This is a genomic window from Rhodococcus sp. YH1, from assembly GCF_009939605.1.
Classification (GTDB): Bacteria; Actinomycetota; Actinomycetes; order Mycobacteriales; family Mycobacteriaceae; genus Rhodococcus; species Rhodococcus aetherivorans.
Genome location: NZ_WVTE01000277.1, coordinates 1 through 20,919, shown reverse-complemented (window position 1 = coordinate 20,919; position 20,919 = coordinate 1). Strand labels below are relative to the sequence as shown.

Annotated in this window: 21 protein-coding genes and 1 pseudogene; 10 read left to right on the top strand and 12 right to left on the bottom strand. The window is 70.4% G+C overall.

The features are described 5' to 3' along the window. Positions 1-30: 30 nt before the first annotated feature. The 3 genes from arsA to AIIKEEIJ_RS28705 are packed head-to-tail and all read right to left on the bottom strand — an operon-like array spanning position 31 to position 2,671. Positions 31-1,818, bottom strand: coding sequence for an arsenical pump-driving ATPase (gene arsA, locus AIIKEEIJ_RS28715; RefSeq protein WP_161997102.1), 1,788 nt, complete (start codon positions 1,816-1,818; stop codon positions 31-33). 26 nt (positions 1,819-1,844) lie between these two features. Next, positions 1,845-2,231, bottom strand: coding sequence for an arsenite efflux transporter metallochaperone ArsD (gene arsD, locus AIIKEEIJ_RS28710; protein ID WP_161997101.1), 387 nt, complete (start codon positions 2,229-2,231; stop codon positions 1,845-1,847). Between the two features lie 23 nt (positions 2,232-2,254). Further along, complete coding sequence (locus AIIKEEIJ_RS28705; protein ID WP_161997100.1) at positions 2,255-2,671, bottom strand: arsenate reductase/protein-tyrosine-phosphatase family protein; 417 nt, start codon at positions 2,669-2,671, stop codon at positions 2,255-2,257. A 71-nt stretch (positions 2,672-2,742) separates the two neighbouring features. Between AIIKEEIJ_RS28705 and AIIKEEIJ_RS28700 the strand changes: the two genes are divergently transcribed. The 6 genes from AIIKEEIJ_RS28700 to AIIKEEIJ_RS28675 all read left to right on the top strand — a co-directional run bounded on the left by AIIKEEIJ_RS28700 (position 2,743) and on the right by AIIKEEIJ_RS28675 (position 6,976). After that, the gene (locus tag AIIKEEIJ_RS28700; protein WP_043797947.1) at positions 2,743-3,144 is read left to right on the top strand and encodes an ArsR/SmtB family transcription factor; all 402 of its coding nucleotides are present in this window, start codon (positions 2,743-2,745) and stop codon (positions 3,142-3,144) included. Further along, positions 3,141-4,220: an ACR3 family arsenite efflux transporter gene (gene arsB / locus AIIKEEIJ_RS28695; protein ID WP_050035983.1), complete on the top strand. Its 1,080-nt coding sequence runs from the start codon at positions 3,141-3,143 to the stop codon at positions 4,218-4,220. Before AIIKEEIJ_RS28700 ends, arsB begins: the two co-directional genes overlap by 4 nt. Positions 4,221-4,243: 23 nt before the next feature. Further along, positions 4,244-4,894, top strand: a complete 651-nt coding sequence (locus AIIKEEIJ_RS28690) for an arsenate reductase/protein-tyrosine-phosphatase family protein (RefSeq protein ID WP_161997099.1) — start codon at positions 4,244-4,246, stop codon at positions 4,892-4,894. A gap of 19 nt (positions 4,895-4,913) precedes the next feature. Continuing rightward, positions 4,914-5,330, top strand: coding sequence for an arsenate reductase ArsC (locus tag AIIKEEIJ_RS28685; protein ID WP_006945074.1), 417 nt, complete (start codon positions 4,914-4,916; stop codon positions 5,328-5,330). Between the two features lie 121 nt (positions 5,331-5,451). Next, positions 5,452-5,859 (top strand): DUF2703 domain-containing protein, encoded by a 408-nt coding sequence (locus AIIKEEIJ_RS28680; RefSeq protein ID WP_161997098.1) that lies wholly within the window; start codon positions 5,452-5,454, stop codon positions 5,857-5,859. A gap of 49 nt (positions 5,860-5,908) precedes the next feature. Next, positions 5,909-6,976 carry an ArsO family NAD(P)H-dependent flavin-containing monooxygenase gene (locus AIIKEEIJ_RS28675; protein WP_161997097.1) on the top strand — a complete coding sequence of 356 codons (1,068 nt, stop codon included), beginning with the start codon at positions 5,909-5,911 and terminating at the stop codon, positions 6,974-6,976. Between the two features lie 174 nt (positions 6,977-7,150). On the opposite strand, the gene AIIKEEIJ_RS28670 is transcribed toward AIIKEEIJ_RS28675, so the two are convergent. Continuing rightward, positions 7,151-7,480 (bottom strand): three-helix bundle dimerization domain-containing protein, encoded by a 330-nt coding sequence (locus AIIKEEIJ_RS28670; protein WP_161997096.1) that lies wholly within the window; start codon positions 7,478-7,480, stop codon positions 7,151-7,153. A 541-nt stretch (positions 7,481-8,021) separates the two neighbouring features. Between AIIKEEIJ_RS28670 and AIIKEEIJ_RS28665 the strand changes: the two genes are divergently transcribed. Together AIIKEEIJ_RS28665 and AIIKEEIJ_RS28660 are read left to right on the top strand one after the other, a co-directional pair. Continuing rightward, complete coding sequence (locus tag AIIKEEIJ_RS28665) at positions 8,022-8,444, top strand: DUF7144 family membrane protein (protein WP_102799538.1); 423 nt, start codon at positions 8,022-8,024, stop codon at positions 8,442-8,444. Positions 8,445-8,554: 110 nt separating this feature from the next. Further along, positions 8,555-9,091, top strand: a complete 537-nt coding sequence (locus AIIKEEIJ_RS28660) for a DUF1269 domain-containing protein (RefSeq protein ID WP_006945064.1) — start codon at positions 8,555-8,557, stop codon at positions 9,089-9,091. A gap of 147 nt (positions 9,092-9,238) precedes the next feature. On the opposite strand, the gene AIIKEEIJ_RS28655 is transcribed toward AIIKEEIJ_RS28660, so the two are convergent. From AIIKEEIJ_RS28655 to AIIKEEIJ_RS28645, 3 genes are all read right to left on the bottom strand, one after another. Further along, the gene (locus AIIKEEIJ_RS28655; RefSeq protein ID WP_161997095.1) at positions 9,239-9,403 is read right to left on the bottom strand and encodes a hypothetical protein; all 165 of its coding nucleotides are present in this window, start codon (positions 9,401-9,403) and stop codon (positions 9,239-9,241) included. Positions 9,404-9,550: 147 nt separating this feature from the next. Next, positions 9,551-9,982, bottom strand: coding sequence for a PLDc N-terminal domain-containing protein (locus tag AIIKEEIJ_RS28650; protein ID WP_161997094.1), 432 nt, complete (start codon positions 9,980-9,982; stop codon positions 9,551-9,553). 511 nt (positions 9,983-10,493) lie between these two features. Continuing rightward, the gene (locus AIIKEEIJ_RS28645) at positions 10,494-12,557 is read right to left on the bottom strand and encodes an alkaline phosphatase family protein (protein WP_161997093.1); all 2,064 of its coding nucleotides are present in this window, start codon (positions 12,555-12,557) and stop codon (positions 10,494-10,496) included. A gap of 35 nt (positions 12,558-12,592) precedes the next feature. Between AIIKEEIJ_RS28645 and AIIKEEIJ_RS28640 the strand changes: the two genes are divergently transcribed. Next, complete coding sequence (locus tag AIIKEEIJ_RS28640) at positions 12,593-13,414, top strand: MBL fold metallo-hydrolase (RefSeq protein WP_006945056.1); 822 nt, start codon at positions 12,593-12,595, stop codon at positions 13,412-13,414. 16 nt (positions 13,415-13,430) lie between these two features. Here the strand turns inward: AIIKEEIJ_RS28640 and AIIKEEIJ_RS28635 are convergent, their stop codons facing one another. From AIIKEEIJ_RS28635 to AIIKEEIJ_RS28620, 4 genes are all read right to left on the bottom strand, one after another. Continuing rightward, a complete protein-coding gene (locus AIIKEEIJ_RS28635) occupies positions 13,431-14,441 on the bottom strand; it encodes a dihydroorotate dehydrogenase-like protein (protein WP_161997092.1) in 1,011 nt (336 codons plus the stop codon). Then, entirely contained in the window at positions 14,441-18,013 is a 3,573-nt protein-coding gene (gene nifJ, locus AIIKEEIJ_RS28630) for a pyruvate:ferredoxin (flavodoxin) oxidoreductase (RefSeq protein WP_161997091.1), read from the bottom strand. The genes AIIKEEIJ_RS28635 and nifJ overlap by 1 nt, the downstream gene beginning before the upstream one ends. After that, positions 18,010-19,686, bottom strand: a complete 1,677-nt coding sequence (locus AIIKEEIJ_RS28625; protein ID WP_161997090.1) for an NAD(P)-binding protein — start codon at positions 19,684-19,686, stop codon at positions 18,010-18,012. The genes nifJ and AIIKEEIJ_RS28625 overlap by 4 nt, the downstream gene beginning before the upstream one ends. 128 nt (positions 19,687-19,814) lie before the next feature. Next, positions 19,815-20,309, bottom strand: a complete 495-nt coding sequence (locus AIIKEEIJ_RS28620; protein ID WP_029546394.1) for an ArsI/CadI family heavy metal resistance metalloenzyme — start codon at positions 20,307-20,309, stop codon at positions 19,815-19,817. A 91-nt stretch (positions 20,310-20,400) separates the two neighbouring features. On the opposite strand from AIIKEEIJ_RS28620, the gene AIIKEEIJ_RS28615 reads away from it, so the two are divergent. After that, complete coding sequence (locus tag AIIKEEIJ_RS28615; RefSeq protein WP_161997089.1) at positions 20,401-20,760, top strand: Rv2640c family ArsR-like transcriptional regulator; 360 nt, start codon at positions 20,401-20,403, stop codon at positions 20,758-20,760. Between the two features lie 39 nt (positions 20,761-20,799). Here the strand turns inward: AIIKEEIJ_RS28615 and AIIKEEIJ_RS34380 are convergent. After that, a pseudogene (locus tag AIIKEEIJ_RS34380) lies at positions 20,800-20,919 on the bottom strand (IS30 family transposase); the annotation flags it as partial.

Below are 20,919 nucleotides of genomic sequence, written 5' to 3'. Positions count from 1 at the left end.
GGGCGGGATCGCGCATGTCGGAACCGGGCGCTACCGCACGGCGACCGGGGCGGACACTTCGCCGAGCGCCCTGAGCGCCGGCACCCCGACCGGTTCGGTCTCGAGCAGCGGCACGACCGCGTAGCGATCGGCGAGTTCGGTACGGATCTTGTCGATCTGTTCGAGCTCGGCGGCGGCGCGGCGGCGCAGCAGCGGCGCGGTGGGCGCGGCGGCGGCCACGGAGTTGTCGATCACCCACGCCCAGGGGTGAATACCGGCACGTTCGAGGTCGGCCTGGAGCCCGGCGGCCTCGAGCACGGGGGTGGTCTCGGCGAGGGTGATCAACAGGACCTTGGTCGAAGCCGGGTCCTGCAGGCGCATCATCGGGGTGACGGCGTGCAGGCCGGGGCCCAGCTGCCGGGTGACGTCGCGGTGGTAGGACCCGGTGGCGTCGAGCAGCAGCAGGGTGTGGCCGGTGGGCGCGGTGTCGACGACGACGAACTTGCGCCGGGACTCCTGGATCACTCGCGAGAAGGCTTGGAAGACAGCCACTTCCTCGGTGCACGGGGAGCGCAGATCCTCGGCGAGGGTCGCCCGGCCCTGCTCGTCGAGGTGCGCACCCTTGGTGGCCATCACCCGCTCGCGGTAGGCGCGAGTGGCCTCGGCGGGATCGATGCGCGAGACGTGGAGGTGTTCGACGTCGCCGTGCAGGGTCTCGGTCAGGTGTGCGGCGGGGTCGGTGGTGGTCAGGTGGACCTCGTGCCCGCGTTCGGCCAGGGCCACGGCGACGGCCGCGGCGACCGTGGTCTTCCCGACCCCGCCCTTGCCCATGCACATCACGAGACCGTGGTCCCGCTCGATCTCGTCGATCAGGGCGCGCAGCGGTGCATCCGCGACCTCCGGCACCGCGCCGGTCTCCGGCGGGAGGTCCGTGCCGCCGTCGGCCGTCTCGAACAGCGTCCCGAGGGCATCGAGACCGATCATGTTCGCGGCCTTGAGCTCGATCAGGTCCAGTGGCAACGGTTTCAGCGCCGCCGGCATGCCCGCCAATGCGGCCTGTTCGCGACGGTGGATCGCGAGGGCGAGGGGGTCCGTGTCGCCGGACGGCGCCGGCAGGACGCCGTTGACGACGACGTGCTGGCGGCTCAGCCCGAGGGTGGCGAGTTCGCCGTGCGTGCGGTCGATCTCGGCGAGGGCGGAGCGAGTGGCGCGGGCGACGAGCACGAGCCGGGTGCGCTGCGGGTCCGCCAGTGCGTCGACCGCGGCGGCGTACATGGCTTTCTGCTTGTCGAGCCCGGCGAGCGGTCCGAGGCACGACGCGTCACCCTTGCCCGCCTCGAGGAACTCGGTCCAGTTCCCGGGCAGCTGTAGCAGCCGGATGGTGTGTCCGGTGGGGGCGGTGTCGAACAGCACGTGGTCGAACGAGGCGATCTCGCCGTCGGTGTCGGTCAGCAGGGAGGTGAACTCGTCGAAGGACGCGACCTCGGTGGTGCACGAACCGGAGAGCTGCTCGGTGATCGAGGCGATCTCCGCGTCGGGCAGCAAACCCCGCACCGGTCCGACGATGCGTTCGCGGTAGGCGTCGGCGGCCTGCTCGGGATCGATCTCGAGCGCCGACAGGCCCGGCACCGCGGGAATTGCGGTGAGGGCGTTGCCGATCGCCAGGCCGAAGACCTGGCCGACGTTCGAGGCGGGGTCCGTCGAGACCAGCAGCACCTTCTTCCCGGCGCGGGCGAGGCTCAGCGCGCTCGCACAGGCGATGGAGGTCTTGCCGACGCCGCCCTTGCCGGTGAAGAACACGAACCGCGGCGGGTCGGTCAGGAACGTGGGGGTGGTCATCCGGTGATCTCCTCGTCCTCGACAGCTCAGCAGCAGGTGGAGTCGCCGGGTGTGCAGCAGGCATCGTCCGCGAGATTCAGCATCGTCGCGCCGACGGGCGCCTGCGCGGCGTCGAGTCCCGCCCACCCGGCGAGCTGGGTCCGATCGGGGTAGCGGCCGGTGAGCACGGTGACGTCGTCGACGAGCACGAGCGGCAGACCGGCGGAGCCGGCGACCTCGAGGAAGCGCTTGACGGCGGGATTGTGCGCGAAGGCCAGCGGATCGTTGGCGAGGTTGTGCCGGGTGATGGCGGCACCCTGATCCTTCAGCCACTGCATGTCGGCCGTGAAGGTGACGAGGTTCCGGTCCACGTCGTCGCCGCACACGCCGGTGTTGCAGCACAGGGCCGGCTCGAAGACTGCGATGGTGCTCATGAGTTTCTCCTGGATCGGTCGGATCAGCGGGTGGGGGAGGCGGAGTCGAGCAGGTGGGCGGCGAGCGCGTCGACGCGGGCGGCGATGTCGTCGCGCACGAGGCGCATCCGTTCGATGCCGTCGATGCCGCGCTCGGACGGCTCGTCGGTGTCCCAGTTCTCCACGTACGCCGCGTCGACGCGGGCGTCGCGGCCGAGGGTGACGACGAGGTCGACCTCCCGCAGCAGCTGCGGATCGATCGGCTTGGGGTACTCGCCGTCCACCGGTGCGCCGACCTCCTCGAGCGCCTGCACCGAGAGGGCGTTGAGCGCCGGACCCGGTGCCGTTCCGGCGGAGTGCACGGCGATGCGGCCGCCGGCGGCCTTGCGCATCAGCGCGGCGGCCATCTGGGACTTGCCGCCGTTCTTCACGCAGACGAACAGCACCGAGGGTGTACGCACGTGAGGGTTTCCTTCCGACCGGGCCGGCTGTCCGTTTGACGCCGTGTTTCGACAACCGTCAATATAGACGCATGCCGAATCAACCGCCGCGCGGGGACGAGCCCTGCTGCCCGCCGCTCAGCCGCGAGCCGCTCACCTCCGATTGGGCCGGTGACCTGGCTCGCATGTTCAAGGCCCTGGGCGATCCGGTGCGCCTGCGGATGCTGAGCCTGATCGCCAGCCACGAGGGCGGCGAGTGCTGCGTGTGCGACATCTCACCGTCCTTCGACCTGTCGCAACCGACCATCTCGCACCATCTGAAGGTGCTGCGGGAGGCCGGCCTCCTCGACTGCGAACGTCGCGGCACCTGGGTGCACTACCGGGTCGTCCCCTCCGCTCTGGCCCAGCTGTCCGCGGTGCTGTCCGTCGAATCCGGGATCGTCGCGAACTCGTCCTGCACGCCCGCCGTCACCCTCGAGGAGGTCGCCTCGTGACCACCACCAGCGACCACCCGGCCGTGGTCGGCAAGCTGTCCACACTCGACCGGTTCCTGCCGGTGTGGATCGGCGTCGCCATGGTCGCCGGCCTGTTGCTCGGCCGCCTGATCCCGGGCCTCGGCGACATCATCTCCGCCGTCGAGATCGACGGCATCTCGCTGCCGATCGCCCTCGGCCTGCTGATCATGATGTACCCGGTGCTGGCCAAGGTGCGCTACGACCGGCTCGACACCGTCACCGGCGACCGGCGGATGCTGATCGGCTCGCTGGTCCTGAACTGGATCGTCGGGCCGGCGTTGATGTTCGCCCTGGCCTGGCTGATGCTGCCCGACCTGCCCGAGTACCGCACCGGACTGATCATCGTCGGTCTGGCCCGCTGCATCGCCATGGTCATCATCTGGAACGACCTCGCCTGCGGCGACCGCGAAGCCGCCGCCGTGCTGGTCGCGCTGAACTCCGTCTTCCAGGTGATCATGTTTGCCGGCCTCGGCTGGTTCTATCTCTCGGTGCTGCCGGGCTGGCTCGGACTCGAACAGACCACCCTCGACGTCTCGCCCTGGCAGATCGCCAAGTCGGTGCTCATCTTCCTCGGCATCCCGCTGCTCGCCGGTTTCCTCACCCGGCACTTCGGCGAGAAGGCCAAGGGCCGCACCTGGTACGAGCAGAAGTTCCTGCCCAGGATCGGGCCGTGGGCCCTGTACGGGCTGCTGTTCACCATCGTGATGCTCTTCGCGCTGCAGGGCGAGCAGATCACCTCCCACCCGTGGGACGTCGCCCGCATCGCCCTGCCGCTGCTGGCGTACTTCGCGATCATGTGGGGCGGCGGCTATCTCCTGGGCGCCGCGATGGGTCTGGGCTACGAGCGCACCACCACCCTCGCGTTCACCGCGGCCGGCAACAACTTCGAACTCGCCATCGCCGTGGCCATCGCCACCTTCGGCGTCACCTCCGGGCAGGCCCTCGCGGGCGTCGTCGGGCCGCTCATCGAGGTGCCCGTGCTCGTCGGCCTCGTCTACGTCTCGCTCGCCCTGCGCAAGCGTTTCACCCCCTCCGCCACCCCCGCTGCTTCGTGAAGCCCGAGAGCCAGGGAGACGGCATGTCCGACCGCCACCAGCCCGAACTGCTCATGCCGCAGGCAGTACTCCAGCGTGCCGCCGAGCACCTCGCCGACAAGTACGACGGAATCTTCTCCCCGCAGACCGTCGAACGGGTGGTGTTCGAGTCCTATGCGGCACTGCGCCGCACCGCCACCGTCTGCACCCACCTGACCGCGCTTGCCCCGCGGTTCGCCGCCGAACGCCTGACCGCGCTGGCCCAGGCCGAAGGCGCCGTCGCCAAGGACGTTCCGGAGGTGCTGTTCGTCTGTGTGCACAACGCCGGCCGCTCCCAGATGGCCGCCGCCCTGCTCGACCACCGTGCCGGTGGCCACGTCCACGTCCGCTCCGCCGGCTCCGCGCCGATCGCGGCGATCAACCCGGTCGTGGTCGAGGCCATGGCCGAACTCGGACTCGATCTCGGCGCCGAGTTCCCCAAGCCGCTCACCGACGACGTCGTCGCCGCCGCGGACGTGGTCGTGACCATGGGCTGCGGCGACGCCTGCGCCGTCTACCCAGGCAAGCGCTACCTCGACTGGACCGTCCCCGACCCGGACGGGCAATCCCTCGAGGTGGTCCGCACCCTCCGTGACGACCTCGACGCCCGGGTCCGCGCTCTGCTCGCCGACCTCACCGCCGTTCCCACCGTCTGACACCCGAAAGGTTCCCTCGATGACCACCAAGCCGTCCGTGCTGTTCGTGTGCGTGCACAACGCCGGCCGCTCCCAGATGGCCGCCGGATTCCTCACCGCCCTCGCCGGCGACGCCGTCGAGGTCCGTTCCGCCGGCAGCGCCCCCGCCGATCAGGTCAACCCCGCCGCCGTCGAGGCCATGGCCGAGCTCGGCATCGACATCTCCACCCAATCCCCGAAGATCCTCACCACCGACGCCGTCGAAGCCTCCGACGTGGTGATCACCATGGGCTGCGGCGACACCTGCCCGGTCTTCCCCGGCAAGAGCTACCGCGACTGGGTGCTCGAGGACCCGGCCGGCAAGGGCGTCGAGTCGGTCCGCCCCATCCGCGACGAGATCAAGACGCGGGTCGAGGCACTGATCGCCGAACTCGTCCCCGGCGCCGTCCGCAGCTGACCCGACCGCAGGGCGGGCCCCGGCCGGATCCGTCGGGACACGCCCTGCGGCCCGGCCGGGTCGGCCACACTGGAGCCCGGGGCGACTCCCACCTTCCCCGCGAACCGAGAAGGGGTGCGCGATGACGGCACTGCCCATCGTCTGGCAACGCCTGGTCAGCCAGGGCCAGACGTGCCGCCGCTGCGCCGGCACCGGTGAGCAGGTCCAGCACGCGGTCGGCACGCTCGAGCAGGTCCTGCGCCCGCTCGGCATCGCACCGCAACTCGAGGTCCGCGAACTCGACGACGCCGCCTTCGCCGCGAACCCGGCCGAATCCAACCGCATCTGGATCGCCGGCCGTCCGCTCGAGGACTGGCTCGACGCCGACGTCGGCAGCAGCCGCTGCTGCTCGGTGTGCGGCGACTCCCCGTGCCGGACCGTCGCACTCGGACCGGTCACGTTCGAGGAGATCCCCGAACGACTGATCGTCAAAGCCGCCCTGATCGCCGCGGCGAGCCTGCTCGACGCCCCCGAACACCCTGGCGGCTGACACCGGTAGCTCTGCGCACGACGACGGGCCACGGGTGACGAGGGAGACGATGAGCGCGATCGAGGTGGACGTCGTGGTGATCGGGGGCGGGCAGGCCGGCCTGGCCGCCGGGTACTACCTGCGCCGGGCCGGGCACGAGTTCGTCATCCTCGACGACCGGCCCGCGCCGGGCGGGGCGTGGCCGCACACCTGGCCGTCGCTGCGGCTGTTCTCCCCCGCGGAGTACGCGTCGCTGCCGGGATGGCCGATGCCGCCGTGGCGGGACGGGTTCCCACCGGCTCGGCATGTGATCGAGTATCTGACCGCGTACGAGCGTCGCTACGGCCTGCCGGTGCGGCGGCCGGTGCGGGTGCGGGCGGTCACCCGTGACGACGACCGGGAGCGGCTGCGGGTGGACACCGCGGAGCAGGTGTGGCGGGCGCGGCGGGTGATCAGTGCCACCGGCACCTGGCAGCAGCCGTTCTGGCCCGTCTATCCCGGAGCCCGCAGCTTCGCGGGCAGACAGTTGCACACCGTGCAGTACCGCACCCCGGATGACTTCGCCGGTAAGACGGTGGTGGTGGTCGGCGGCGGCAACTCCGGGGCCCAGCTGGTCGCCGAGATCTCGGAGGTCACCGGCACCACCTGGGTGACCCCCCGGCCGCCGCGGTTCCTGCCGGACGACGTCGACGGACGCGTGCTGTTCGAGATGGCCTCGCGGCGCGCGCTGGCGCTGGCGGCCGGACGCCCCGATCCGGGCGGCATCACCGACCTCGGTGACATCGTGATGGTCCCGGAGGTCCTCGCGGCCCGGGACCGCGGCGCCCTGGATCCGCTGCCGATGTTCGACCGACTGACCCGTGACGGCGTCTTCTGGGACGACACCGGCGAGAGCCGGCACGCGGAGGTGATCGTGTGGGCCACCGGTTTTCGGCCCGCCCTGACGCCTCTGCGGCCGTTGCACCTGCGTGGGCCGGACGGTTCGATCGCTGTGGCGGGCACCCAGGCGTTGAAGGAACCCCGGCTGCATCTGCTCGGCTACGGGGACTGGACCGGCCCCGGCTCGGCCACGCTGATCGGGGTCGGGCGCACCGCCAAGGCCGCCGTCGCCGGGCTGGCGATGGACCCCAGCCCCTGAGCCCCCGTCGTTGATTCGTATCGGATTCCCAACCGTTTCAGGACGTGACTCTGGTTTCGGGCATGGGTGTGTCGCCGACACCCTGGCTGCGTGCCGAGCATCCCGCCCGCCCGGATGTGGTGGACGACCGTCGACTCCGGTTCCGACCCGGGCCTCGCCGTCTCTTGTCACCGTCTACGACTGGCGTGGTGAGCGGCGCACGAGAACGGCCCACCGCACCCGGACGCTGCTCGCGGTCCGCACCTCGCCGGTCTCGGTCACCGCGGGCGGTTCGGGGGTGCGCATCGATTCTCGAGACTCCGGTGCACGGTGGTACGTCGCGTCGAGTGTGCGCGTGGCGGCCCGTTCGACCAGCAGGGGGACGCAGTCTCGGATGCGGCATCCGTCGAGCCGGCCGAGCGTGGCCTCGATCAGGCCCCCCACCACCTCGGGGTCGAGGTCGGGGTAGCGCTGGCCGAGTCGGATTCGGACGACGTCGATGGCGTGCACTTCGCTGTCGTCCATGAGAAGTATTGTCCCGCAGAACAGGACGGGTAGGAACACGTTTCGATACCACTTCGATCTGCGCACCCGCGGCGGAATCAGGCCCCTCTGCACGAGGCCGGTGGGGTCTGTTCGGATCGTCGGCCGGCCCGGGTCATGTCGAACGCCTGCGGCGGTGGGCACGGGCCGGCGGCGGGCCACTCGATGACGAGATGGTCGATCGGGCCAGGCTCCTCGCTGTCGATAACGGCCGTCGCAGAGCCTCTCCCACTGTTTCGAAACGCTCGAACCGACTCCGCCCGAGGCCCTATCCTCTGCACGGCGGGTCGTGTACGGGGGCAGGAACCGGGTTCGTCGTTGACGGTGGCCCTGTGTGCCCACCTTCGGCGCGGTGTCCGCCCGGGGAAGGCACCTCGTGCAACCGAGCGAAAGCACGTGAGACCGTTTCCCGGACCACGCACCGTTCACCCCGGACGGTGAGGAAGATCAGCACTTTCCCCGAGGCGGATGCGGGATCGGCGCATACTGCTGATGTCTCATCCAACCTGTGAAGGGGACCGCCATGTCCGAGGATGTACGTCACGACCCGGGAAGCATCAGCGTCAAGCAGGGCATCGCGGCGGGCACGTCGGTGGGGGCGGCGGTCATCATGGCCACCGTCGGCATCGTCCAGTTGCTCCAGGGCATCGCCGCGGTGGCCGAGGACGAGTTGTTCGTCCAGGGCCCGGAGTACACGTTCAAGTTCGACTTCACCGCGTGGGGGTGGATCCACATCGTCCTCGGAGTGGTGTTGGTGGTCGTGGGCATCGCCTTGATCACCGGCGCAACGTGGGCGCGGGTAGCGGCGATCGTCGTCGCGGCACTGTCGATCCTGGCGAACTTCCTGTGGCTGCCGTACTACCCGTGGTGGTCGATCCTGATCATCGCCTTGGACGTGGTGGTCATCTGGGCGGTGTCGACCTGGAATCCGCGAGCCGACTACTAGGACGAATCCTGCCGTCGGGCCGAGCTTCGCCCTCGGCAACGCGACAGCCGTCAGGCGCTGACGTCCGTCGGTCAGCCCCTGCAGGTCGATCAGATTTCGGAGGTTTGCACATGAGCAAGCACGAGCACGACATCCTGTACGTAAGCGCTGCGGCATACGACAGCGTCGAGGACGCCGTAGCGGACTACGAGGCACTCGAGCAGCTGTACCGCGAGATTCGCACCTCCCACGACTTCGACGCGTCCGTCATCGCCAAGGACGAGAACGGGAAGGTCCACATCGTCAAGAAGCACGAACAACCCACCCGCCACGGGGCAGCGGTCGGCCTCGGCTGGGGACTGGCGGTGGGTGTGGTGGCGGCGCTGTTCCCGCCCGTGGGCATCGGTCTCGTCGGCGCCGCCGCCGGCGGGACGGCCCTCGGGGCCGTGGTGGGGCACGCCAGCGACCGGATGAAACGCAGCGACGTCAAAGAACTCGGTGAGACCCTCGACGAGGGCCAGGCCGGCGTGATCGTGGTGTACGAAACCAACCTCGCCGATCAGATCGTCGCAAACATCAAAGCCGCCAACCGGATCGTCTCCAAAGCCACCGACATGGCCGCCGACCAACTCGCCATCGACATCAGGAACGCCGAGCAGAATCGATAATCTCCCGAACGCTCGCATCGCCCCCTGAGCGCGGCGTTCGAGGGCGTCCGCACACGGCCGCATACCTGCCGCTCAGGCCGGCCGTCCCGGCGTCGTGCCCAGCCCGCGCCACTCGCTGTCCCAGGCCGCCCCTCGGCGATGCTCAGCTCACCGGTGCAGCCCGTACAGCCCCGCGCCTGCCGCCGCCGTCACCGTCCACACCGTCAGGGCCGCGACGACGGCGGTGGCGGCACTGTCCGCCCCGCTCCGCGGAGGGGCGACCGGAGCGCCGGTCACATCGACCCATTCGATCCGGTCGTACCGGCGCGTCAAGGGACTGCGGCTCCACGGGGCCCGACGCCACAGGCGAACGGTCCGGGACGGTCCGGTCTCCATCACCTTCACCCCGCACGTCTACTTCGGCCCGAGGTCACGGCCGGCGCAGGCGGTCCCCGCACCGGCACCTCGTGCAGTCGCTCGTCAGCGACGGGGCATGCTGTTGCGCCCGGTGGTGCCCTGCCCGGCGGTATTCTGCCCCACCGCCTTGGCCTCGAGCTGCGCGAACTCCGCGGGGGTGATCGCACCCGAGTCGAGCAGGGCCTTCGCGTCGGCGATCTGCCCGGCCGGAGATCTGCCGGCCGTCACCTGCCGGATGTACTCGTCGGTGGTCTGCCTGGCCGCGAGCTGCGCCTGCCCGGCCCGGATGGCCATCCCCTGGCCGCGCACCACGAGGTAGATCAAGGCGCTGAAGAACGGGACCACGATCAGCACCACCACCCAGAAGGCCTTGGCCACGCCGGAGACGGTGTGGTCCCGGAACAGATCGATCAGGATCTGGAACAGCACGATCAGATACGCCGCGAACACGAACACGACGATCGTGTACCACAGGAAATCCCAGAACGACTCCATGATGTGCACCTCCTCGACCGCCACAGCGGCGTCGACGCCGCTGCTACGGCACCGCACACTGCCCGGACTCGACCGGATCGAGCAGGCGCCGCCGGGCGAATCGTTCGACCAGCTCGGGGCAGGTCCGGCACCGGAACCCCCGCAAGTCCTCGACGCCGGCGCCACGACCGCCTCCACTCGATGCAGGTGGGGACGGCCGTCGAACTCGGCGACGAGCCGCTCCACCGCTCCGCGGTGAGGGGAATCGCACCCGCCTCGGTCATGCTCGTCTCGAATCACGCAGTCCCGGTGTGCTCCGCCGGATAGGACTGCCTCGAGTGTATGTCCGGCCACTGCCCCGGCACCCGGGAACGAGATGACGGTGATCATCCGGTCGGTGACCAGCGCAATCCGCTTCCCATCGGGTGAGGTGTTCGACCCCGACCTCGAGGTCCTCCCACGCCGCGCCGAGATCCCTCGGCCTCGAAGCGGTCGGCCGGCTCCACCCCTCCTCGGCCGGTCTGTCCCGCGGTCAGCCCCGGGATGCCGGGCGTCCCGGGTCATCCGCACCGGTCGTCGCGTCCTGCTTCGTCACCGCTGGGCGCGGTCCCGTCGAAAAATCCCGCCAGCCGACGAGCACCGTGTGCACGGTTTCGGCGCCGTGCAGCGGTTCGGGCGGGGCGGGCAGATCGGCGGGGTAGACGAGAAACGGAGTGCTCTGCGGTCCGCCCATGCCGCCGTGCGAGCCGACCTGCTCCTCGAACGCCGCGACCTCGTCGGTGTCGGGCCAGTACGTGCCGCCGACCATGATGTCGGCAACGTTGTCGAAGGTGTCGGTGCGACGCACCTTCGCCAGCGCGTCGGGGCCCATCACCGCCAGCGGGTTCCGGCCGGTGACCTTCCCCGTGGTCACGTCGACCTCGCCGTGGGGCCCGAGCACCACGGACCCCCCGGGAGCGGCCACGAGCAGGAAGCCGATCCCGGGATGCTCGCGCAGCCCGGTGAGCAGACCGAGGTGGGCGGCCTCGATGGCGTGGACGTCGGCGCGTCCGGGCAGGTGCGGGAAGTAGACCAGGCCGAGGTTGCCCGAGCCGAGCACGATCGGCTCACCCGCGCAGGCGTGCGCCTCCTCGGCGGCGGCCGGCGAGTGCACGCTGGCCGCGGCGTAGGCGCGCCCCTCCGACCCGGGCTGGGCGGAGACGTCGGATTCGCGCTCGTACCAGTGGCGCTTCGCCGGTTCACGCGGGGTGGCCAGCCGGATGACCAACTGCCCCAAGGTTTCCCCGTAGCGTTGCAGAAAGGTCGCGCCCTGACTCTGCCCGTGGTCGGACAGCACGACGACACGGTAGGGCCGATCGGCCTGCGCCACCACGGCGAGCAGCATCTCGACGACGTCGTCGAGTTTGGTCAGCACCGCGAGGGTCTCGGGCCGGGAGATGCCGGAGTGGTGCGACACCTCGTCGTAGCCGATCAGGTCGACGTAGACGACGCTGCGCCCCTTGATCAGATCGCCGACCACCGCCGCGACGGCGACATCGGTGGCGAGCACGGTCGCGAACGCCCGCACGAACGGATAGAGCCCGCCCCGCGGCACCCGCGGCTGGATGTCCTTCCGCTTCTGCCGCAGCGACTGGCGTAGTTCCCGTTGCAGTTCCGCGAGCATCCGGATGAACGTGCGCAGCGCGCTCGCCGGGTCGGCGAAGTAGTCGCTGTAGCCGGCACCGCCGCCGAGGCGGGCACCGCGCATGCGGCTGACGACGAGCACGTTGTCGTGCGCGCCGCCGGTGAACAGGTTGCCGCGGCTCGTACCGTCGTGCGCCAGCAGGCCGGGGATGTGGGTGCGTTCGAGTTCGCGTTGCTCGTTGTCGACCGGGTTGCTGAACACCGAGACGTGCTCGGTGGTCTTGTCGTACCAGCGGAACGCCGGCACGTTGTGGTTGGAGCCGTGCAGCACGCCCAGCTGGGTCGCACCCGTCTGACTGCTCCAGTCGGTGTGCCACGGCATCAGCCGGTGGGTCTCGCGCACCAACTTCGCCAGCGCGGGGGTCACACCGTCGGCGATCGCGCGACGCAGCACGTCGTAGCCGAGGCCGTCGATCTGGATGCACAGCAGCCCCGGGGACGCGTCCACGAGTGCGGTGTTGCGACGCAACCGGAACCGCTGTCGGCGCACCTGCATCAGCCGGTACGCGGTATCGGAACGGGACGCGATGGCGCCCGAGACGACTGAGGTGAACAGCGAGAGCAGCGCCGCGAGGTAGAACGCATCCCGGCGCTGGTCCACCGACGCGACCGGTACCAGGTAGAGCGTCAACACCATGATCACACCGCCCGCCACGAACACCCCGACGAACAGCAGCACCGGACCGATCCACGACATCAACCGCATCATCACCGGCCACAGCGCCGCGTTCAGGAGGCCGAACACCAACGCGAGCACCAGCGCGGCCGGCAGCGTCGGTAGCGGAGTGAAGCCCGACGGGTCCAGGGTGATGCCGTCGAGGATGCGGTCGAGCACGATGAGCGCGAGCGCCGACGACCCCCACAGCACCAGGAACTCGACGAGCACCCGCACCATGCCGCCCACCGTGCGCATCGCGGCCCCTTCCCTCGTCTGGAATCGTAAGGGTCGTGAGCACGCCACCGGGTCCGGATGCCGCCACATCCGGTGTGCGCTGGCTCGGACATGCCAGCGCGCTGATCATGGACCGCGGGACGGTCGTCCTGACCGATCCGGTGCTGACCGACCGCGTCGCGCATCTGCGCCGCCGCCGGGGGCCCACCCCGATCGGGCCGCACGTGCGCAACCCGGACGCCGTCCTGCTCTCACACCTGCACGCCGACCACACCCACCTGCCGTCGCTGCGGCTGCTCGACCCGGACGTTCCGATCGTGGCCCCGTGGCGGGCGATCGACGGCCTGCCCGCGCTGCGCCGATTCGCCGACCGCCTGGTGCCGCTGCGGCCCGGCGACGAGACACGGATCGGCACGCTCACCGTCCGCGCCGTGCCCGCCCGACACGACGGGCGGCGCTGGCGACGCGGCCCGGAACTCGCCCCGGCGATCGGGTACGTCGTCGAGGGGGACCGGCGGACCTACTTCGCCGGCGACACCGACCTGTACCCGGACCTCGCCGACCACGTCGGCCCGGTGGACCTCGCGTTGCTACCCGTCGGGGGCTGGGGTCCGACCCTCGGCAACGGCCACCTCGACCCGTCCCGGGCCGCGGTCGTCGCGCGCCTGGTGGCAGCGGGCCTGGCGGTGCCGATCCACTACGGCACGCTGTGGCCGATCGGCCTCGACGCCGTACGCCCCCGGTTGTTCTTCGGTCCGGGCGCCGAATTCGTCCACCACGCCCAGCGGGCGGGGATCGTCGCGGTGGAATTGCCCCCGGGTGGCGCACTCGGCGCACCGGGCGCCGGCCCCGGTTCGCCGGGACCACACCGCGTATGAACTCGGCCACCTCGGCTCACGGGATGCCGTAGGCGCGGTGGTCGGCCTCGCGGAGCGCGCTCACGTAGTCGCCCCGTCCGCGGCCGGTCCCGTCCGCGCCGGGCGGCACGGCGAGCATCCCCCGGAACTCGTCGACGCTGCGATACCCCTTGCGGCGCATCCACTCGCGCACGCCGTCGAGCAGGACGGCGGCGTACTCGGGACCGTGGCGCAGCAACGCCGAGGCGGACTGCACGACGTCCGCGCCGGCGAGCAGGTACTTGATCACGTCGGTGGCGTCCTCGACGCCGGTGGTCGCGGCCAGGTCGGCACGCACCCGTCCACGCAGCAACGCGATCCAGGTCTGCGGCAGCCGGGTTTCCGCGGGGGTCGAGAGGGTCACGGCAGGCACCACGGTGAGGGTTTCGGGATCGATGTCGGGCTGCAGGAACCGGTTGAACAGCACCAGCCCGTCGGCCCCCGCCTCGTCGAGGCGAAGCGCCATCTCGCCGATCGAACTGAACTGGGGGCTCACCTTGACCGCCACCGGCACGGTGACGGCGTCCGCGACCCGGGCCAGGACGTCGAGGTGCCGTTGTTCGACGTCCCGGCCGCTGATGTGCGGATCACCGGGCAGGTAGTAGATGTTCAGCTCGATCGCGGCCGCACCGGCGTCCTGCATCGACCGGGCGTAGCCCGCCCACCCGCCCGGGGTGACGCCGTTCAGGCTGCCGATCACCGGGACGGTGACCGCCTGCGCGGCGCGTTCGAGCAGACTCAGGTAGCGGCGCGGTCCGTGGTCCTCGACGGCTTCCTCCGGAAAGTACGACAGGGACTCGGCGTAGCTCTGCGAACCGTGCTCGGTCAGTGCCGCATTGCGCTCCGCTTCGCGCAGCAGCTGCTCTTCGAACAGCGAATAGAGCACCACCGCACCGACGCCTGCCCCGGCGAGCCGCCGGACACCGTCGACCGTGCGGGACAGCGGGGATGCCGCCGCCACCAGTGGGTTCGGCAGGGCCAGGCCCAGATACCGCGTCGACAGGTCCATCAGCGGTCCTTGCGGGCGTCGGCGGTGAAGTGGTGCGACCCTTGCGACGCCATGTCCTCGTACCGGTCCCAGCGCTGAGCGATCGCCTCCTCGGAGAGGCCGAGGAGCCGGTCGTATTCCGCCGGATCGGTGTTGGCGAGCGCGCGGTACCGCAGTTCGCGGCTGCGGTAGTCCTCGAGCGGAATCCTCGGCCGGTGCGAATCGAGCAGGAACGGATTCTGCCCGGCCGCCCGCAACACCGGGTCGTAGCGGATCAGCGGCCAGTGCCCGCTGGCCACCGCGCGGTACTGCTGGTCCATCCCGTGACGCATGTCGATGCCGTGCGCGATGCACTGACTGTAGGCGATCACGAGCGAGGGCCCCTCGTAGGCTTCGGCTTCCCGCATCGCCTGCAACGTGTGTTGCGGATCGGCGCCCATCGCGACCCGGGCGACGTAGACGTTGCCGTAGGCGATGGCCTGCAACGCGAGATCCTTCATCGGGACCGTCTTGCCGCCGGCGGCGAACTTCGCGAGCGCCCCGAGCGGGGTGGCCTTGGACATCTGCCCCCCGGTGTTGGAATACACCTCGGTGTCGAGGACGAGGACGTTGACGTTGCGGCCGCTGGCCAGGACGTGGTCGAGGCCCCCGGCACCGATGTCGTAGGCCCAGCCGTCGCCGCCGACGATCCACACGCTGCGCCGCACCAGGTGGTCGAGCACACTGCGCAGGTCGGCGGTTACGGCGGGATCCAGCTCTGCGAGCAGGGTTTCGAGTTCGGCCACCCGCTCCCGCTGGGCGCGCAGCTCGGACTCGCGCAGTTGCGGCGCCGTCAGGATGTCGTCGACGAGGTCGGCACCGATCGCCTCGCGCAGTTCGGTCAGGCGCCGCCGGGCGAGCCGGGTGTGCTCGTCGGCGGCCAGCCGGAACCCGAGCCCGAATTCGGCGTTGTCCTCGAACAGGGAATTGGACCAGGCGGGGCCGCGTCCGTCCGCGTTGGTCGTCCAGGGGGTGGTGGGCAGATTGCCGCCGTAGATCGACGAGCAGCCCGTGGCGTTCGCGATCATCAACCGGTCGCCGAACAGCTGGGAGAGCAGCTTGAGGTACGGGGTCTCCCCGCAGCCCGCGCAGGCGCCGGGAAACTCGAACAGCGGCTCGAGGAACTGCGTTCCGCGGACGGTGCCGAAGTCCACCCGGGCCCGGTCGGCCGTCGGCAGCGTCTCGAAGAAGGTGATGTTCTCGCGTTCGGGGGCCACCCGCGGTTCGCGGGGGGCGAGGTTGATGGCCTTGGTCACCGTCGCGCCGGGGGCCACGGCAGGACAGGCCTCGACGCACAGCCCGCATCCGGTGCAGTCCTCGGCGTAGACCTGCAGGGTGTACCGGGCATCCGGCAGGCCCACAGCGCCCAATGCCGCCGAGCCGAACTGCTCCGGGGCACCGTCCAAGTGGGACTTGTCGTAGAACTTGGTACGGATCACGCTGTGCGGACAGACGAAACTGCAGTTTCCGCACTGGATGCAGGTGTCCGGGTCCCACACCGCGACCAGTTCCGAAATGTTGCGCTTCTCGTAGGCGGTGGTGCCGCTCGGGTAGGTGCCGTCCACGGGAAACGCGCTGACCGGCAAGGCGTCCCCGCGCCCGGCCATCATCTCCGCGGTGACGGTGCGGACGAACTCGGGCGCGTACTCGGGCACGATCGGCGCCGGCACCCGCGTGGTGGTCACCCGGTCGGGCACATCGATCCGGTGCAGCTCTTCCAATGCCCGGTCCACCGCGGCCAGTTCGCGCCGCAGCACGTCGGCTCCGCGGTTGCCGTAGGTCTTCTCCACCGACTTCTTGATCCGGGCGACGGCCTGCTCGCGCGGCAGCACATCCGAGATCGCGAAGAAGCAGGTCTGCAGCACGACATTGATCCGCCCGGCGAGCCCGACCTCACGAGCGATCCGGCCCGCGTCGACCGCATACAGCGTGATCCGTTTGTCGAGGATCTGTTCCTGGACCCGGCGGGGCAGCGCGTCCCAGACCTCGTCCGGCCGGTGTCTGCAGTTCAGCAGGAGGGTCGCTCCCGGCGCGGCCGGCCCCAGGACGTCGATCTTGTCGAGGAATCGGAACTGATGGCAGCCGACGAGGTCCGCGCGGCTCACCAGATACGGTGCGCGGATGGGCCGCGGCCCGAAGCGCAGGTGCGAGACGGTCTGCGAGCCGGACTTCTTCGAGTCGTAGACGAAGTAGCCCTGCGCGTGCAGGTGCTCCTCGTCGCCGAGGATCTTGATGGTGTTCTTGTTGGCCCCGACGGTGCCGTCGGAGCCCAGGCCGTAGAAGATCGCCCGCACGGTGTCGGAGGATTCGATGTCGAAGGACGGGTCGTAGGTGATGCTGGTGCCGGACACGTCGTCGTCGATGCCGACGGTGAACCGGCGCCGGGGCCGCTCGCGGGCGAGCTCGGTGAAGACGCCGGCGACCATGCCGGGCGTGAATTCCTTCGACGACAGGCCGTAGCGTCCGCCGCAGACCCGGGGCATGACGGCCCGCTCACCGTCGGCATGTGCCTCGGCGAGGGCCGCGACGACGTCGAGATACAGCGGCTCGCCGAGCGAACCCGGTTCCTTGGTGCGGTCCAGCACGCCGATCGTGCGCACCGTCGCCGGCAGCGCCGCCGACAGCGCCTCGGCGGGGAAGGGCCGATACAGCCGCACCTGCACCACCCCGACCCGCTCACCGCGGGCGGTGAGCGCGGCGGCGGTTTCGGCCGCGGTGTGCGCCCCGGACCCCATCAGCACCAGCACCCGTTCCGCCTCGGGGTGCCCGGTGTAGTCGACGATGCGCATGTCGCGGCCGGTGCGCTCCCCCAACCGCGTCATCAACTCGTCCACCACCGCCGGAACCCGGGCGTAGAACGGGTTGACCGTCTCACGCGCCTGGAAGTAGGTGTCCGGGTTCTGCGCGGTGCCCCGGATGAACGGCCGCTCCGGCGACAACGCGCGTCCGCGGTGCTCGCGGATCAGCTCCTCGGGCACCAGGGCCCGCAGGTCGTCGTCGGCCAGCGTCTCGATGGTGTTGAGCTCATGCGAGGTGCGGAAGCCGTCGAAGAAGTGCACGAACGGGACCCGCGTCCGCAGGGTGGCGGCCTGCGCCACCAGCGCCAGATCGTGCGCCTCCTGTACCGAGGCCGAGGCGAGCAACGCGAACCCGGTCTGGCGCGCCGCCATCACGTCCGAATGGTCACCGAAGATCGACAGTCCCTGCGCGGCCAGGGACCGGGCGGCGACGTGCATGACCGCCGAGGTCAGCTCACCGGCGATCTTGTACATGTTCGGGATCATCAGCAGCAGCCCCTGCGACGCGGTGAACGTCGTCGCCAGTGCCCCGCCCTGCAGCGCGCCGTGCAGCGCGCCCGCCGCGCCGCCCTCGCTCTGCATCTCCACCACACTCGGCACGGTGCCCCACACGTTCGGCCGGTGCCGGCTGGACCATTCGTCGGCCAGCTCGGCCATCGCCGACGACGGGGTGATCGGATAGATGCAGCACACTTCGTTGAGCCGGTAGGCAACCGACACGGCCGCCTCGTTACCGTCCACCGTGGCACGCGTCATGTCGGCTCCGGAAACATCTCGATGGCGTGGACCGGGCACTGCTCGAAGCACTCTGCGCAGCCGGTGCACTTGTCGTAGTCGTACCGGTAGCCGTGGCCGGCACCCAGCTTGACGATCGCGTCCTCCGGGCACGCGCCGAGACAGCCGTCGCACTCGAAGCAGTTGCCGCACGACAGGCACCGGCCCGCCTCGAACGTCGCCGCCTCGGCCGATACCCCGCCGACCACCTCGTCGAACCCGGAAACGCGTTGCTCGACAGGCAGTTCGGGCTGCACCCGCCGATCCGCGTCGGCGAAGTACCACAGGTGCAGCTGGTCGAACGTCGCGATCGGATGCTTGGCAGGCCGCTCGTCGGGCACTCGGCGCAGCCAGGCGTCGATGTGGTGTGCCGCCTTCTTCCCGTGACCCACCCCCACCGTCACGGTGCGCTCGCCGGGCACCATGTCGCCGCCTGCGAACACCCCGGGGCAACCGGTCATCAGCGACCCGTCCACCCGTACGCTGCCGTCGCGCTCGAACTCGACTCCGGGCAGGGTGCGCATGAACGCCGACTCGGTCTCCTGGCCGATCGCCATGATCAGGGTGTCCGCGGCCAGGGTCTCGAAACGTCCGGTCGGCCGCGGACGACCGGACTCGTCGAGTTCCATGACCTCGACCTGCAGTTCGGGACCGTCGAAGGCGGTGACCGTGCGCAGCCAGTTGATCCGTACGCCTTCGCGTTCGGCGTCCTCGGCTTCCTCCTCGTGGGCGGACATCTGCTCGCGGGTGCGGCGATAGACGATGACCGCGTCCTCGGCCCCGAGCCGGCGGGCCACCCGGGCCGCGTCCATCGCCGTGTTGCCGCCGCCGTAGACGGCAACGTGCCGCCCGACGGCCGGGGGTTCCCCGGCGGCGACACCGCGCAGGAACGACACCGCGTCGATCATCGTGCCCGCGTCGCAGGCCGGGATATCGACCCTTTTGGCCAGATGCGCGCCGACCGCGACGAACACCGCGTCGAAACCACCCTCGGCGCGTTCCGCCGCGAGGTCCTCGACCCGGTGGTTGCAGGTCAGCTCCACGCCCAGCGCCGCGACCCGCTCCAGTTCCGCCTCGAGCACGTCGCGCGGAAGCCGGTAGTTCGGGATGCCGTAGCGCATCATCCCGCCGGGCTCGGAGCCGGCGTCGCGGATCTCGACGTCGTGGCCGCGGCGGGCGAGGTGACAGGCAGCGGACAGCCCGCTCGGTCCGGCACCGATCACCAGTACCCGCTTGCCGCTGCGGGCGGGCGGCGGCTCGAACATCCAGCCCTGCTCGCGCGCCCGGTCCCCGAGAAACCGCTCCACCGAATGGATGGACACGGCGCTGTCCAGAGTGGCGCGGTTGCAGACGGATTCGCAGGGGTGGTAGCACACCCGGCCGTGGATGGCGGCGAACGGATTGTCGGCGACCAACTGCCGCCAGGCCTGCTCGTAGCGGCCGGCCTTCGCGTGCGCCAGCCAGGCCTGGATGTTCTCCCCGGCGGGGCAGCGGGCGTTGCACGGCGGCAACAGGTCCACATACACGGGCCGACGCCGGCGCACCGGCCCCGCGCGGGGACGGCCGTGCACCAGATCCGGCAGCGGTGTGAGCTCCTCCGACGGCCGGGCCGGACGCCCACCCGTCGCCCCGCCACTGCGCTCGTCGGCAGTCATCCCCTCACGATAGGACTCCGGCCGGGTGTCCGGCACCGGATTGCGGCGGCACGGACGTGCCGACGACCCGTCTCCGACGGATCGGGCCCGCTACGGACGTGCGTCCGTAGCGGGCCCGTGGGTGTCGCTCAGCAGCACGTCGTCGCGGCGGGCGCCTTCTCGGTGCCGGTCGCCGGTTCTTGTTCGGCGGCGGTGCCGCAGCAGACTCCCTCCGAGTTCTCGCCCTGGTCGAGCAGCTTCGGGCTCGTGCCGAAGGTGTCGCTGTCGGCGAGGACGGTGTAGACCTCCCACTTCTCCCCCGCCGGGCCGGTGACCCACACCTTGTCCTGGGTGGCGAAGCAGCACGTGGTGCCGATCTCCTCGTCGGTGAACAGCCCTTCGTCCGTGAGGCGGGCGATTTCGGAGTGCACCTTTTCGCTCGACTCCACCTCCACCCCGAGGTGGTTGATCGAGCCGCCCTTGCCCGCGTTCTCGATCAGGACGAGCTTCAGCGGCGGCTCGGCAATCGCGAAGTTCGCGTAGCCGGGCTTCACCTTCGCCGGCTCGGTGCCGAACAGCTTCGAGTAGAACGTCACGGCCTCCTGCAGATCGTCGACGTTGAGGGCGAGCTGAACGCGGGACATGATGACCTCCACCTGTGAGACATACATCGAATTAGTACGCCCACTGTCACCCCCTTTTTGACATATGTCAAGAGGGGTGGATGATGGGGACATGCCCAAGGCGCTCCCGGTCATCGACGTCTCCGCCCCCATCTGCTGCGCGCCGGTCTCGGCCGCACCGATGAGCGCGGCAGCCGCCCTCGAGGTGGCGCTGCGGCTCAAGGCGCTCGCCGACCCGACCCGGATCCAGCTGATGTCGATCCTGCTCACCACGCGGGAGGACGACGTCTGCACGTGCGACCTGGCGTCGGCCGTGGGCCTGACGGAGTCGACCGTCAGCCACCACCTCGGCCAGCTCCGCAAGGCCGGGATGGTGCAGTCCACGCGCCGCGGCATGAACGTCCACCATCGCGCCTGCAACGAGGCCCTGCAGGCACTGCGTCTCGTCCTCGACCCCAACTGCTGCACGTGAGGGGGGGCCGAATGTCACATGGGTTCGATCACGGCGGTTTCAGGCGGCCGATGCGACAAGCTCGGTGAACGCTTCGGTTGGCGTGCGCCAGCGTAGCGTCTGCCGGGGGCGGCCGTTGAACTCGTCCTGGACCTGCTGCAGGTCCTCGGGCGTGTACAC

What these genes read in the sequence shown, in the direction of transcription:
- AIIKEEIJ_RS28670 (WP_161997096.1), bottom strand. Translation starts at nt 7,480, where the DNA reads ATGGACGACAGCGAAGTGCACGCCATCGACGTCGTCCGAATCCGACTC.
- AIIKEEIJ_RS28645 (WP_161997093.1), bottom strand. Translation starts at nt 12,557, where the DNA reads ATGCGCACGGTGGGCGGCATGGTGCGGGTGCTCGTCGAGTTCCTGGTG.
- arsD (WP_161997101.1), bottom strand. Translation starts at nt 2,231, where the DNA reads ATGAGCACCATCGCAGTCTTCGAGCCGGCCCTGTGCTGCAACACCGGC.
- arsA (WP_161997102.1), bottom strand. Translation starts at nt 1,818, where the DNA reads ATGACCACCCCCACGTTCCTGACCGACCCGCCGCGGTTCGTGTTCTTC.
- AIIKEEIJ_RS28620 (WP_029546394.1), bottom strand. Translation starts at nt 20,309, where the DNA reads ATGTCCCGCGTTCAGCTCGCCCTCAACGTCGACGATCTGCAGGAGGCC.
- AIIKEEIJ_RS28615 (WP_161997089.1), top strand. Translation starts at nt 20,401, where the DNA reads ATGCCCAAGGCGCTCCCGGTCATCGACGTCTCCGCCCCCATCTGCTGC.
- AIIKEEIJ_RS28665 (WP_102799538.1), top strand. Translation starts at nt 8,022, where the DNA reads ATGTCCGAGGATGTACGTCACGACCCGGGAAGCATCAGCGTCAAGCAG.
- nifJ (WP_161997091.1), bottom strand. Translation starts at nt 18,013, where the DNA reads ATGACGCGTGCCACGGTGGACGGTAACGAGGCGGCCGTGTCGGTTGCC.
- AIIKEEIJ_RS28685 (WP_006945074.1), top strand. Translation starts at nt 4,914, where the DNA reads ATGACCACCAAGCCGTCCGTGCTGTTCGTGTGCGTGCACAACGCCGGC.
- AIIKEEIJ_RS28675 (WP_161997097.1), top strand. Translation starts at nt 5,909, where the DNA reads ATGAGCGCGATCGAGGTGGACGTCGTGGTGATCGGGGGCGGGCAGGCC.
- AIIKEEIJ_RS28650 (WP_161997094.1), bottom strand. Translation starts at nt 9,982, where the DNA reads ATGGAGTCGTTCTGGGATTTCCTGTGGTACACGATCGTCGTGTTCGTG.
- AIIKEEIJ_RS28660 (WP_006945064.1), top strand. Translation starts at nt 8,555, where the DNA reads ATGAGCAAGCACGAGCACGACATCCTGTACGTAAGCGCTGCGGCATAC.
- AIIKEEIJ_RS28690 (WP_161997099.1), top strand. Translation starts at nt 4,244, where the DNA reads ATGTCCGACCGCCACCAGCCCGAACTGCTCATGCCGCAGGCAGTACTC.
- AIIKEEIJ_RS28625 (WP_161997090.1), bottom strand. Translation starts at nt 19,686, where the DNA reads ATGACTGCCGACGAGCGCAGTGGCGGGGCGACGGGTGGGCGTCCGGCC.
- AIIKEEIJ_RS28635 (WP_161997092.1), bottom strand. Translation starts at nt 14,441, where the DNA reads ATGGACCTGTCGACGCGGTATCTGGGCCTGGCCCTGCCGAACCCACTG.
- AIIKEEIJ_RS28680 (WP_161997098.1), top strand. Translation starts at nt 5,452, where the DNA reads ATGACGGCACTGCCCATCGTCTGGCAACGCCTGGTCAGCCAGGGCCAG.
- AIIKEEIJ_RS28700 (WP_043797947.1), top strand. Translation starts at nt 2,743, where the DNA reads ATGCCGAATCAACCGCCGCGCGGGGACGAGCCCTGCTGCCCGCCGCTC.